This is a genomic window from Prochlorococcus marinus subsp. pastoris str. CCMP1986 (assembly GCF_000011465.1).
In the GTDB taxonomy this organism is placed as follows: Bacteria; Cyanobacteriota; Cyanobacteriia; order PCC-6307; family Cyanobiaceae; genus Prochlorococcus_A; species Prochlorococcus_A pastoris.
On the sequence record NC_005072.1, the window covers coordinates 473,966 to 486,921 of the forward strand.

17 protein-coding genes are annotated in these 12,956 nt (G+C 30.9%); 8 read left to right on the forward strand and 9 right to left on the reverse strand.

Annotated features, from left to right (window positions below; all coding sequences use genetic code 11):
• Nucleotides 1-2 precede the first annotated feature (2 nt).
• Entirely contained in the window at nucleotides 3-854 is an 852-nt protein-coding gene (gene argB / locus TX50_RS02685; RefSeq protein WP_036930895.1) for an acetylglutamate kinase, read from the reverse strand.
• Between the two features lie 14 nt (nucleotides 855-868).
• Nucleotides 869-1,399 (reverse strand): DUF2854 domain-containing protein, encoded by a 531-nt coding sequence (locus TX50_RS02690; RefSeq protein WP_011132135.1) that lies wholly within the window; start codon nucleotides 1,397-1,399, stop codon nucleotides 869-871.
• 30 nt (nucleotides 1,400-1,429) lie between these two features.
• Here TX50_RS02690 and TX50_RS02695 point away from each other — a divergent pair, with 30 nt between their 5' ends.
• Nucleotides 1,430-1,612 carry a hypothetical protein gene (locus tag TX50_RS02695; protein ID WP_011132136.1) on the forward strand — a complete coding sequence of 61 codons (183 nt, stop codon included), beginning with the start codon at nucleotides 1,430-1,432 and terminating at the stop codon, nucleotides 1,610-1,612.
• A gap of 2 nt (nucleotides 1,613-1,614) precedes the next feature.
• Here TX50_RS02695 and TX50_RS02700 read toward each other — a convergent pair whose 3' ends face one another.
• Nucleotides 1,615-2,064: a single-stranded DNA-binding protein gene (locus TX50_RS02700; RefSeq protein WP_011132137.1), complete on the reverse strand. Its 450-nt coding sequence runs from the start codon at nucleotides 2,062-2,064 to the stop codon at nucleotides 1,615-1,617.
• 29 nt (nucleotides 2,065-2,093) lie between these two features.
• Between TX50_RS02700 and TX50_RS02705 the strand changes: the two genes are divergently transcribed.
• Nucleotides 2,094-2,903, forward strand: a complete 810-nt coding sequence (locus TX50_RS02705; protein WP_011132138.1) for a precorrin-6A/cobalt-precorrin-6A reductase — start codon at nucleotides 2,094-2,096, stop codon at nucleotides 2,901-2,903.
• A complete protein-coding gene (cutA, locus tag TX50_RS02710) occupies nucleotides 2,900-3,226 on the forward strand; it encodes a divalent cation tolerance protein CutA (RefSeq protein WP_011132139.1) in 327 nt (108 codons plus the stop codon). The genes TX50_RS02705 and cutA overlap by 4 nt, the downstream gene beginning before the upstream one ends.
• Here the strand turns inward: cutA and TX50_RS02715 are convergent.
• The 4 genes from TX50_RS02715 to TX50_RS02730 form a co-directional block, all read right to left on the reverse strand.
• Nucleotides 3,206-4,222: an adenosine kinase gene (locus TX50_RS02715; protein WP_011132140.1), complete on the reverse strand. Its 1,017-nt coding sequence runs from the start codon at nucleotides 4,220-4,222 to the stop codon at nucleotides 3,206-3,208. The genes cutA and TX50_RS02715 overlap by 21 nt on opposite strands.
• A gap of 18 nt (nucleotides 4,223-4,240) precedes the next feature.
• Entirely contained in the window at nucleotides 4,241-5,551 is a 1,311-nt protein-coding gene (locus TX50_RS02720; RefSeq protein WP_011132141.1) for an adenylosuccinate synthase, read from the reverse strand.
• 81 nt (nucleotides 5,552-5,632) lie between these two features.
• Nucleotides 5,633-6,070: a photosystem II protein Psb27 gene (gene psb27, locus TX50_RS02725; RefSeq protein WP_011132142.1), complete on the reverse strand. Its 438-nt coding sequence runs from the start codon at nucleotides 6,068-6,070 to the stop codon at nucleotides 5,633-5,635.
• 26 nt (nucleotides 6,071-6,096) lie between these two features.
• A complete protein-coding gene (locus TX50_RS02730) occupies nucleotides 6,097-7,899 on the reverse strand; it encodes a proline--tRNA ligase (protein ID WP_011132143.1) in 1,803 nt (600 codons plus the stop codon).
• A 176-nt stretch (nucleotides 7,900-8,075) separates the two neighbouring features.
• Between TX50_RS02730 and TX50_RS02735 the strand changes: the two genes are divergently transcribed.
• From TX50_RS02735 to lepB, 5 genes are all read left to right on the forward strand, one after another.
• Nucleotides 8,076-8,426: a hypothetical protein gene (locus tag TX50_RS02735; RefSeq protein WP_011132144.1), complete on the forward strand. Its 351-nt coding sequence runs from the start codon at nucleotides 8,076-8,078 to the stop codon at nucleotides 8,424-8,426.
• Between the two features lie 86 nt (nucleotides 8,427-8,512).
• A complete protein-coding gene (locus TX50_RS02740) occupies nucleotides 8,513-8,767 on the forward strand; it encodes a hypothetical protein (RefSeq protein WP_011132145.1) in 255 nt (84 codons plus the stop codon).
• Nucleotides 8,757-9,305: an inorganic diphosphatase gene (locus TX50_RS02745; protein WP_011132146.1), complete on the forward strand. Its 549-nt coding sequence runs from the start codon at nucleotides 8,757-8,759 to the stop codon at nucleotides 9,303-9,305. Before TX50_RS02740 ends, TX50_RS02745 begins: the two co-directional genes overlap by 11 nt.
• Before the next feature lies 1 nt (nucleotide 9,306).
• Nucleotides 9,307-9,663, forward strand: a complete 357-nt coding sequence (locus TX50_RS02750) for an arsenate reductase family protein (RefSeq protein WP_036930971.1) — start codon at nucleotides 9,307-9,309, stop codon at nucleotides 9,661-9,663.
• 29 nt (nucleotides 9,664-9,692) lie between these two features.
• Nucleotides 9,693-10,379 carry a signal peptidase I gene (gene lepB, locus TX50_RS02755; RefSeq protein ID WP_011132148.1) on the forward strand — a complete coding sequence of 229 codons (687 nt, stop codon included), beginning with the start codon at nucleotides 9,693-9,695 and terminating at the stop codon, nucleotides 10,377-10,379.
• Here lepB and TX50_RS02760 read toward each other — a convergent pair.
• Both TX50_RS02760 and TX50_RS02765 read right to left on the reverse strand, forming a co-directional pair.
• Nucleotides 10,342-11,595: a dihydroorotase gene (locus tag TX50_RS02760; RefSeq protein WP_011132149.1), complete on the reverse strand. Its 1,254-nt coding sequence runs from the start codon at nucleotides 11,593-11,595 to the stop codon at nucleotides 10,342-10,344. The genes lepB and TX50_RS02760 overlap by 38 nt on opposite strands.
• Nucleotides 11,596-11,597: 2 nt before the next feature.
• Nucleotides 11,598-12,926: a histidine phosphatase family protein gene (locus TX50_RS02765; RefSeq protein WP_011132150.1), complete on the reverse strand. Its 1,329-nt coding sequence runs from the start codon at nucleotides 12,924-12,926 to the stop codon at nucleotides 11,598-11,600.
• Nucleotides 12,927-12,956 lie beyond the last annotated feature (30 nt).

Below are 12,956 nucleotides of genomic sequence, written 5' to 3' on the forward strand. Positions count from 1 at the left end.
TCTCAAGCATTAATCATTGTTCCAATACCTGAATTTGTGAAAATTTCTAGAAGTAATGAATGTTCAATCCTTCCATCAATTATATGGGCAGCTTTTACTCCTTGAGCCAGGGCTCTAATACAACATTCCGTTTTTGGTAGCATGCCATTAGAAACAATATTTTTTTCAATAAATTTTCTGGCGTCTTTTAGATTGATTTGTTTTACGAGACTATTTGGGTTATCTCCCTCTTTTAGTATCCCTGGAGTATCAGTTAAAAGAATAAGTTTTTCTGCATTTATTGCAGCAGCAACTTCGCCTGCTACGAAATCAGCATTGATGTTATGAGAAATGCCATCTGCTGTAGATCCAATACTTGAAATAACAGGAATATATCCTTTCGCAATAAGAGGGTCTAATAACTCAGGGTTGATTTGTGTGACCTCTCCAACTAATCCATGACTTCCATCTCCTAATTCTCTTGACTGAATTAAGTTTCCATCGAGTCCTGAAATTCCTACAGCTAATGAACCTGTTTTATTGATCCCCCTAACAATCTGTTTATTTACTCTTCCCATAAGCACCATCTCAACTATTTCCATTGTTTTCTCATCGGTAACTCTTAACCCATTTTCAAATTTTGGTGATATTTCCAATTTGTTTAGCCAACGATTGATTTCGGGACCACCACCATGTATAACGACAGGGCATACACCAACACTTGATAATAGAGCAATATCTCTGAAGAAAGCTTCTTTTAATTTTTCATCTTCCATAATAGAACCGCCATACTTAACAACAATTTTTCTACCTGAAAACCTTTGTATGTATGGAAGTGCCTCGCTTAATATTGATACTCTTAGGGAATCGTCCATCATGAAAAGAATACTTAATAAAAGAAAATCAAATCGAATTCCTTTTCATTATCGTTGATAATAAATTCTGATTCAAGACCTTTGACGAAAAACCTGTTTAATCTCTCTTGTTTATCAATCCATTGTTCAAAGGGGACATCATTGATTTCAAAATGCATCTTAAAACCATTCTTTTCTTCTTTTGTAATTTCTTCAATCTCTTTAAGTTGTGGAGGATTATCTTCATTCCATAAATTTAAGGCCTCTAATGAAGATTCAAGATGCGCTTTTATTCCATACCTCCATCTGGTTACATCTCTAACTAATTCGGTTAATTCTTTGGGTCTATTAAATTTATTTTTCTTAAAATCATTTCTATTTACTAATTTAACTGGAGGTATTTCAGAAGTTTTCAAACCAAGTCCAATTAGTAAAATAGGGACTCCATAAAAAAAAGTAGGCACGCTTAGATTTACTGACTCAGTAAAATAAGCTGTCATCCCAATAAAAGCCAAAACACCTCCTGCGACTGTTATTATATTTGCAGGAGATAGGTATTTCTTCATTTTGTTTTATTAGAAAAGTTATTTTATATTATGCAAGATCATAATTCTACAAATCAAGAAGATTTAATTTTAAGACTTGATCAAGATAGAGCTTGGTTGTTAGAGAATCTTGATAAAGGTAAATGGTCAGAGATTAGGAGTGAACTGGCTGATCTTGAAAGAAAAATAAGCAAACTCATTATACGTGTTCAAGAATCAAATATTGAGACTTGATTTTAAAAGGGTATTTCGTCAACTTCAGGGACTAAAGGAGAGGTATTCCATTGTGAATTTTCAGTATTCCCCGATTTTTCTTCAGAAGAATTGCTATTGTTGCTATGAGAAATGTTAGTTTCTTTTTTCTCTGATGTTATTTGTACACCAGGACTTATATTATGAATTCTAGAAGCTGTCAGTTCAGGCTGCTTTTCCTTGGTGCCATCTTTTCTGGTTACTGAGTTCATTCTAAGACGTCCCTCAATAACTATGTTTTGACCTTCTTTTAATTCTCCCACCATTTCTTGTGCAATAGTACCCCAACCTAAAACTTTTAATTCTCTAAATGGATCTTCATCGCGTAATCCTTTGAAATTAACGGTCATTTCAGCAATGGGTGTTTTATTCTCTTTGGTATATCTCATCTGAGGAGCGCTATTTATTACGGCTTGAATTAAACAATGATTCATTAACTTTCTATTTAATTACAAATATCTTGATGCACAATTCAGAAAATTGCCACGAAAATGTTTGGATCCTTTCAGGAACTTCAGATGGACCAGTCATAGTTAACAAACTATTAAAACTTAATTATGTAGTATTTGTAAGTGTTGTCACGCATAAAGCAAGTAAATCTTACGTTGAAAATTCAAAGTTACACATCATTACAGGAAAATTAAATGATTCAAGTGAAATCATCAACTTTATTGAAAAAAATAAAATTAATTATGTAATAGATGCAACTCATCCATTTGCTTTAATTATTTCTCAAAATCTAGATGAAGCATGTAAAAAAATCAAAAAGCCTCTCTTGGCTTTTGAGAGGAAATCGGAAATAAAACCATTTAAAAACTTTAATTATATATTGGGTCTAAAAAATATAAACAAGGAAGTTTTAGTAAATAAAAATATTCTTTTAGCAATAGGATCTAGACTACTAAATGAGACGGCAAGTTATTATTTAAAATGTGGTGCAAATGTATTTACAAGAGTAATCCCAACATATGAAAGCATATCCACAGCTTTTGCCTCATGTATAAAAAATTCAAACATAGCAATACTTGAACCTAGTAAAAACAAAGGAATTATTTTAGAAAAAAAACTATGTGATCATTGGAAGATAGATTATATACTTTGCAGAGATTCTGGAAGTTATGCACAAATGAATTGGGAGGAAATTGTTTATAAAAGTGATATGAAGTTATTTTTAGTAAAAAGGCCAAACCTAAAATTTAGAAACTCGCTTATATTTTTTGATTATGATAAGTTGATAAATCAATTAACTGGTAAAAACAACACTTTAGGATGAAGAAAGTTTTACTTTTGGTAGCAACTGAATTAAATAAAAAAGCAGCTAAGAAAATAGCTAAATTATTACTCAAAAAAAAACTTGCAGCGTGTGTCTCATTAAAAGAGATTAAATCCATTTATGAGTGGAAAGGGAAAATTGAGGAGGTTAATGAGGTGGAAATTATAATAAAAAGTAAACCACAATTGAATCATGCTTTGGTAGTTTTCTTACAAAAGCAGATATCTTATGATCTTCCTCAAATTATTTATAAAAAGTTTAATTCTGAAAAAAAATATTCTAATTGGGTAAATAAATCTTGTTCAAATCAAGTGTTTCCGTAATAAATTTTGAAGATTAATATTAGATCTAGAACCTAACTGAGTAATTATTTGACCAGCGCATATTGAGCCTATTTCTCCGCACTTTTTTAAAGAATAATTATTAATTAGTCCATGAATAAATCCACCAGCATAAAGATCTCCCGCGCCGGTTGTATCAATAATTTTTCCTAATAGTTTTGGTTTTATTTCTTCAGACTTGTCTTTATTGACAACTAAAGAACCTTTACTTCCTAAAGTGATTATTACTAATTCACATATTGAAGAAATAGATTCTTGGCATCTTTGTAAATCATTTTCTTGAAATAGACTCAAAACTTCTGATTCGTTACAAAAAACTATATCAATGTAGTTTTCAATTAATTCTAAGAAACTTTCTCGATGCCTATCTACACAAAAAGAGTCCGATAATGAAAGTATTATTTTTGTATCGGATTCTTTGGCAAGCTTTGCAGCTTGAAGAAAGGCATTTTTGGCTAAATCACTATCCCATAAGTATCCTTCCAAGTATAAATATTTGCTATTTGCTATTAACTTATAATTTACATCTTTAGGTTCAAATTCAATTGAAGCACCCAAATATGTGCACATTGTTCTTTGCGCATCTGGAGTTATAAAAATTATTGAATGTGCACTTGAGGGCCCTTTATCTATAGGCGGCGTGTTAAAAATAGTATTACTTCTTTTAATATCAGTAGAGAAGAAATTTCCAAAATTGTCATTCTTTACTCTTCCAATAAATTGAACATTATTATCTAATTCAGCCAAGCATACGACAGTATTAGCAGACGACCCCCCTGATATTTTTTTAATTACTGTGCAATTTTTTAATAAAGCTTCAGATTCATTAGAGTTGATAAGATTCATAGATCCCTTTTTAAGGGTATTTATCTCTAAAAATTCATCATCCACATTAACAATAATATCAACTATTGCATTTCCTAATCCAATAAGGTCTATATCTTTTTTTAGATCAAAAAGGTTATTTTTTTCTATCATTGAGATCAGATTTCTTGATTATCTTAGAAGAGCTCTTTTAGGACCATGGATTGGGTCTTCAATTACTATAGTTTGATCTCTGTTTGCGCCTAATGAAACAATCGCAATTGGCACTTCCATTAATTCAGCAAGAAATCTGAGGTAATTCATAGCATTTTCAGGGAGATCAGATAGTTTTCTGCAATTAGCAGTCGAGCATTGCCATCCTTTTAATTTTTTAAAAATTGGTTTACATTTTTTTAGGTCATCAGAATTTGTGGGGAAATAATCTATTTCTTTACCATCTAATTCATATGCAATACAGACTTGAATTTCATCTAACTCATCTAGCACATCTAATTTTGTTACTGCCAAACAATCAAGACCATTTACATAAACAGCGTATTTGCCAATAATTCCATCAAACCAACCACATCTTCTTCTTCTTCCAGTTGTGGTCCCAAATTCACTCCCTCTATCACAAAGTTGATCGTTAATACTTCCTTGTAATTCTGTTGGGAATGGCCCCTCTCCAACTCTCGTAGTGTATGCTTTCGCTACTCCTATCACCCTATCTATTAAAGTTGGCCCAACTCCAGCACCAATACAAGCACCTCCTGATATCGGATTTGATGAAGTCACATAGGGATATGTTCCATGATCCAAGTCAAGTAATGTACCCTGTGCCCCTTCAAAAAGAATATTTTTTTTATTTTTTGCAGCAGCATGAATAGTTCTTGTACAGTCAACTACATGCTTTGATAGTCTTTGTCCATAATCAAGATATTCTTCAATTATTTCATCTTTATTAAGGGGAGCAATGCCATATATTTTTTCTAGAAGTCCATTCTTTTCTTTAAGAGGGATCTCAATCACATCTCTTAATCTATCTTCATTAAGCAAATCTCTTATCCTTATCCCATTTCTTTGTGATTTATCAGCATATGTTGGGCCAATCCCTCTCCCTGTTGTTCCAATTTTATTGGAACCTCTATCAGCTTCCATAGCTTCATCTAATAAACGATGATAGGGCATGGTGACATGTGAGGTTGATGAAATTTTTAATCCTGATATATCTATTCCATTATCAATCAACATATCTATTTCTTTTAGTAATATCTTTGGGTCTACAACTGTTCCCGATCCAATTAGGCAAATTGTTTCTCTATAAAGTATTCCGGATGGAATTAAATGTAATTTTAAAACCTTATCATCGACAACTATAGTATGTCCTGCATTTACACCACCTTGATAACGAACAACAACATCTGCCGAACGACTTAATAAATCGGTTATTTTACCTTTTCCTTCGTCACCCCATTGGGCTCCGATTACAACAACATTAGCCAATTTTAGAAGAGCATTATTTTTGTACGAATATATAATATATTCAAAATTATTGAATAACTTTAAAAAAGTAAATCATTTGTATTAACTTTCTCTTAGAACCATTTTTTCGGCAAGAGTGAATTCTTTAGTTAAACGCTCTTTAAGCTTATCTGGTAGAGGCCTAGTTGCAAAGTTTTTGTAATGACCTGCCATGGCATTTAATGCTGTCTGCATTGTAGTAAATGATTGAGTTTTATTAACCATACCTCTGTTTCTGTATCTAGAAATATAATCAGTTATTAGGGCAAGTGATTCATCTCTAACCTTATCCTTATCAGGAGAATCTTTTGGAGTTTCAACGGCAATTTGTAGGGTTTTAACAACTGATATTGTGTCTTTTGCATAATCACCTGTCATAGAAGTCTTTGCTGCATATGATGGAGAATTAAATAATGTAAAAAAAACAGATATACAAATAGCAAAAGATATCGCTTTTACAAAAAATCTAGAAAATAATTCAGTCATCTTTTTAACTAACATAACTTAACTCCTAATAAATTTTAGCTTTAAGAATTTTTATTGTACATTACTTTTGATTCGGAAATAAATTTCTCTAATAAATTTTTAGATGCTATTTTAATTTTACTTTTGCTTGATCTAGAGAAGAATTCTACTTCTTTATTAATTGAGTCTCTGCCAATAATTATTTGAAAAGGAATTCCAATTAAATCTGCATCTTTAAATTTGACTCCTGCTCTATCATCTCTGTCGTCAAGGAGAACATCGATTTGGTTGCTTATAAACTCTTCATAAATCTCTTGAGTAAGTTCTTTTTGAATGGGATCTTTCAAATTAGTTGGAATAATTAAAATCTCAAACGGAGAAATTTGAATTGGCCAAGAAATACCATTTTCATCATGATTCTGTTCAATTGCTGCCTGGGCTATCCTCGTTACGCCTATTCCATAACAACCCATCCATAAATTTTTCAATTGACCATTCTTATCAGAAAACTTTGCATTTAATTTCTCACTGTATTTTTGGCCTAATTGAAAAATATGTCCAATTTCGATACCTCTTTTTTCTTTTAATTCTTCATTACTTTCCTGGCTGATGCAATCTCCTTTTTTTGCATTCCTTATATCTGATATTAAAAACTTTTTCTCAATAAATGAAAACGCACGGAATACTTTGTGAAAATCAACTTTATTACCACCACTCACAAAAATTGAAAGACTACTGGCGGAGTAGTCAGCGATTCTTATCCAACTTTTATCCCAACTGGAATTAATTTTTATTGTTTCATCATTTATGTCTGGCCCAATAAAACCTAATGGAAAATTAATTAGATTTTTATTAATAATGGCATTGTCATCGACTATTTTTAGGTGAATCAAGTTTGAAATATATTTTTTGTTTATCAAATTAAAAAGCTTGACTTCATTAATATTTTGATCTCCTCTAATACATGCGAGGATTGGGACTTCAGATTTATCTTCAAATTTTGCAAGGAATATAACGACTTTAATTATTTGACTTGCATCTAAATTATTATTTTGACAAATATCAACAATCGATTTTTGATTAGGGGTTTCTATCCATTCTTCATGGGACCTTATTAAAGGAATCTCTTTGGAGGGTAAAGAAACCGCTTTTTCAATATTGGCCGCATATGACCCACTCTCAGTAAATAAAATAGAATCCTCCCCGGCATCTGCTGTTACCATAAACTCTTTAGATGCTGCTCCTCCAATTGCTCCACTATCGGCATCCACCCCTACTGTATCTAATCCACAATTTTTAAAAATATTTTCATAAGCTTTTTCCATTTTTTCGTAAAAAGAAGCTAAATCTTCTTTTGAAGAGTGAAAAGAATAAGCATCCTTCATTATAAATTCCCTACTCCTCATTAATCCAAATCTAGGTCTTATTTCATCTCTAAATTTTGTTTGTATTTGGTAAAAACATAAAGGCAGCTGTTTATATGAATTTATCATTTCTGATGCAATACTTGTAATGACTTCTTCATGTGTAGGTGCCAAGCCAAATTCTTTTCCTTGTCTATCCTTTAAATTAAACATTATGCCTTCTCCCGCAGTGTAACCTTCCCATCTTTCACTTTTTTTCCATAATTCTGCTGGGTGGAGTTGGGGTAAAAGTAATTTCGAACAATAAATATTATTAAGTTCCTTTTCAATAATGGTAGATATTTTTTCGATTACTCTAAGCATTATTGGCATGTATGCATAGATGCCACTATTAACTCTGCGAATATAACCACCTTTTAAAAGTAATTGATGAGAAATAATTTCTGCTTCAGAAGGAGTGTCGCGAAGGGTCCCCAGAGGAAATGAGGTAGTGACGCGCATAAAAGAAACTTATAAATTTAATCAATTTTATCAATTCAGGTGTAAAAAATATTTAAAGTGTCTTGAGTCCCTGAAGGCAGGTAGTTTAGATTTATCCTTTCTGCTAGTTTCTGCAATAATAAAACTTAAAATTTTTAAGTAAATTCATTAACCTGAATGACATTTTTAATAAAGTTATGGAAAATATAGATTCTAATATTTCTAGTTCAGAAGAATTAGTTGGTATTGATGAAGTTCAGAAATTCCTTAACCGATCAAGAGCTTCTGTTTACAGGTACACAAATACAGATCTAAGAAATTTAAATCCTAGCTTTAACCCGAGAAAATTAAATCCTGAATATAGAACTGATCAGAAAGAGCCATTACGTTTCCACCCTAATGAAATTGCAAGATTTGCTAAGGATATTTTAAGAATTAAAGAAGTTACTGTCGAAGTTTTTAATTCTCCATCTTCAGCTGCACAAAATACTCTTTCTCAAATCCTTGAAGAATTAAAAAGTATTAGATCTTTGCTAGAAAAAAATTAACTTTAAACTATATTTTGATTTATGTACTTTTTGATTGTAAGATTATTCTGTTAAGTTTATTACTCAACTTTTAACAAGTAAATCTCTTGAGATACACAAATTCAAAGCGGTTTGTCAAAAGTAATTTAAGCGAAAAATCTTCTCTTATTACTATTTCAAGTGAATTGGAAAGAGATGATGATGACCCCTTAAGTATTAGGAGTTTATCAATTTCGTTTCTTGGGATTATAATTGCCTCCCTGACAATATTATTGCCCTCAATTTGTATTTTGCTTGGTAGACCTTTATCTCAAGGAAATGAGATTACTTCTTTTCACTTAATTAAAAAAGATGGATCTTAGTTTGATACCTCCATCTCCAATGAAGGGCATAGTTAATTTAGTTGTTGAAATACCAGCTGGTAGCAGGAATAAATATGAATATTGTTCTCAAGCTGGAATTATGGAACTTGATAGGATTTTGCATTCTTCAGTACGCTACCCATTTGACTATGGCTTTGTCCCAAATACCCTCGCTGATGATGGATCTCCACTAGACGCAATGGTAATTATGGATGAGCCAACATTCGCAGGTTGTCTAATAAAAGCAAGACCTATAGGTGTTTTAGATATGCATGACTGTGGGAAATATGATGGGAAACTTTTATGTGTTCCTATATCTAATCCTAGGCAAGAAAATATAATTAGCATTAATCAAATAGCACCTAATCAATTAGAAGATGTTGCAGAATTTTTTAGAACAAGCAAAGGTTTAGATGGAAGGACGGTTCAAATAGATGGTTGGAGAGATTTTGAAGTAGTTGAAGAACTTTTAAGAAAATGTACACCAAAAAAAAAGAAATCCTTTAAAGTTTTAAAAAAATCATCAATTGTTAAATAAATTGAAAAGAGTAATTTTTTATAGCTATCCAAAATGCTCTACATGTAGAAAAGCATCTAAGTGGCTTGATCAAAATAATATTAATTATCAATTAATAGATATCGTTAAAGAACAACCTTCAAAAAAATTTTTGGAAATGGCATTAATACAATTTTCATTAGACATTAAGAAGATATTTAATACAAGAGGTAAGAGTTATAAGTCAATCGGTATTGATATTCTTGACTTAACCCAAAAAAAAATTATTGAACTATTGTCAAATGATGGAAAATTAATCAAAAGACCATTCTTAATTATTAATGAAAGTAAATTAATACTTGGATTCAATGAGTCTGAATATATCGCAAACCTCAAATAGATATTTAATTTTATGTTTTTGTAAATTTTATGAATTTCTCTTTTAAAAATATACTTCTTGAGTGGGGTCCATTAATTCTCTTAGCTTTTTTTGTCTCTTCTTGCAGATCTTTTTTAGCAGAACCTCGTTACATTCCCTCTGGTTCAATGCTTCCTGAATTACAAATAAACGATAGATTAATTATTGAAAAAATCTCCTTAAAAAATTCATCACCTCAAAGAGGAGATATTATTGTTTTTAAATCCCCTTTCTCTTTTGATGAAAAACTTGTTGCATCAAGATCTAATCCATTACCAAACAAAAGCTATTGTTTTTTTATGGGTTTTCCTCCAATGTCATTCATCCCTGGATTAAGAGATCAGGCTTGTGATGCTTATATAAAAAGAGTAGTAGCATTGCCCGGAGAATTAGTTAGTGTCAATATTAAAGGCGAAGTGATAGTTAATAATAAAAAGATTTTTGAGCCATATGTTATTAATTTTTGTTCAGAATCCTTTTTTAATAATTGCGGAGAATTTAAAAGTTTGAAAGTACCGAAGGATCATTTTTTGGTTTTAGGTGACAATAGATCAAATAGCTGGGATGGAAGATATTGGCCTGGAGGTAAATTTCTTCATAAAAAAGAAATAATTGGAAAAGCGTATTTTAGGTTTTGGCCTTTAAAGAATTTTGGGCTTTTTAAAAATCAAGCCCTACATGAATCACTTTCCCTTTGATTAATTTATTTTTCTTGGGAAAATTTGAAGGGGAATCATAACCTAAATTGATTTGATTATTTATCCATTTTGTATCAGGGTCAAATATAAGCCATCTTTTACTGCCGATAGATAATTTCTCTTGCATTATTCCTAATAAATTAGAGGGATTAAAACTTAAATATTTCCAAAGCATTGGGATTGGCCAATCTCGTTTGACTACAAATTCTTTCCACAATAATGGTAAAACTAATTCAAAAGAGCTTATCCCTGCGGGTCTATCATTTATGGGTATAAATATATCTTCATCGCTTAATGCCTTTGAGTTCACTGCAATTGCTTGAATTAAATCATTTTCTAAACCTTTTATTAAAAATTCTCTATTTTCCTGAGAGCCCAAAGGGGGATCTACTTTCCACCCAAGATCATCAAACTCGAGATTATTTGTATCGGCTATTAAGCTCCACCAACTTATTGTTGTTGAAATTGGAATAGCATGTTTTTCTATTTCTTTAAGAGAATTTGAATCTGAGATATTTTTAATTACTATATTTTTATCTGGGAAAATATTCTTGATTCCTAAAATATTTCTAACTTCTGCAATCTCATTATTATTGTCAATAATATAAAAACCTGATTGGAGTGTTTTTATGTCCTTATTTATAATTCCTTTCTGTAGTGAATTTTTTTTTGTTAACGAAAATAATATTGGTGATTTCTTCACTGCGTCTAAAGAAAGACCTTTAAAAATGATTGAGTTGTCAAAAAAGTTGCTAGTAGAGAGACCTATTGAACCTGATTTCAAAAGTTCACAATGGGGAGATAGTTTTTTGCCTTGATCTTCCAAACTTAAACTTCCCCAAAAATAAATATTTAAATCAAAATCATAATTTTTCTGAAAGGGTATTTTTTCAGGATTATCTCTCCAGTTATTACTATTTGGAAGAAAGGCGATTGTACCAAAACCTGATTTCTTTGCTCTAAACTTTAAATTTTCTAGGTTATCATCAACTCCTGTTAAGGGATCTTCTAAAAATGAGTGACTATCTACAAGCATTGGAGCCAATATTTTATTACCAGATTTAGAAATTTTAATATTCTTTTTTAACGCATCCTCTTTAGCCTTATTACCAAATGCTTCTATTTTGCCATCGATAATTAATAAATTATCTTTGATAACTGTCGCATTGGAGCCCATCAAAATATTTATATTTTCAAAAAAAAAGCTTTTCCCCATTTTTAAAGAGCCCCGGATGCTGTTGAGTCCAGTATCCCACCAAGATGTGTAGTAATATTCAAAGCACTAATTACATTATCTTTTTGAGGATCCTTAAAAAGATCAATAACAGTTATACCTCCATTACCTTGCTTTATCATCCAGATATTAGAAAAATCAATTCCTAATAAATTACAAATAAGGGTTTTATTTACTGCATCATGTGCGACTAACAAGGTCAAATCTTTATTCTTTTGAGCTAAACATATTTCTTCCCAAGCCTTAACTGATCTTTCAGATACTTCTTTAATACTCTCACCCTCGGGCATTAGCACTTCTTCAGGTTTTTCATGCCAATTTTTAAGTAATTCTGGCCATTGTTGCTTAATTTCATTTTCTAATTTGCCTTCCCATAATCCATGGCTTATTTCTACTAAATTTTCAATCTTTTTTATTTCTAAATCTGACTTGTTTTGAAGAATTATTTGTGCTGTTTCATATGGTCTATCCATTGAACTTGAAAAAGCTTTGTTGAAGTTAATTTCTTCTAAATATTTAGAGGCCTTTCCCGCCTGATCTTTCCCATTATTATTTAAAGGAATATTTATTTGTCCTTGAAATCGACCCTCTTTATTCCAGTTGGTTTCACCATGCCTAATTAAAAATATTCTTGAGTCTCCAATCTGATCAGGAATTCTTTTATCTAGATGAGAAGTTTGGTTTAAACATTCAATTTGTGTTTTATATGAATGTCTTTGCTTCACAATATTAAGGATGGAAAAAGAGGCATTATCTAACTTTATTTTTCTAAAACCTTTTTTAGGTTTTCCAATTAATAATAAAATTAAACATCTTAGGATTGCATTATGACCAATTATTAAAATATTTGCTTCTTGTTTTTCTAAATAGATTTTAAAAATACTTTTAATAAATTCATTTGCCTGCTCATATAATTCTTTAATTGGTTGATACGTTGAATTATGAATACTCTCTAAAGTCAAATTTTCAGGATCATTTTTCCAAAGAAGATAGTCTTCTGGATACTTTTTTCTTATTTCATTAATAGTTAAACCAGACCATGAACCAAGATCAACCTCTAATAAATTTTTATCGTAAATAATATTATTTTCTCCTTTTAAGTTTTTCTGAATTGTCTTTGCAGTCTCTGCTGCTCTTACAAGTGGGGAAGAATATATCTTGTCAAAATTAATCCCTGATAATGCCTCTCCAGATTTAAGTGCCTGTTCGTAGCCTTTATCGGTTAAATATGAATCATCTGTCCTACCTTGAACTAAGCCTTTTTCATTAAAACTGCTAAGCCCATGCCTAACTAAAATTAATCTAATGCTCATTATATAAATTTTAAATTATAGTATTTTTAT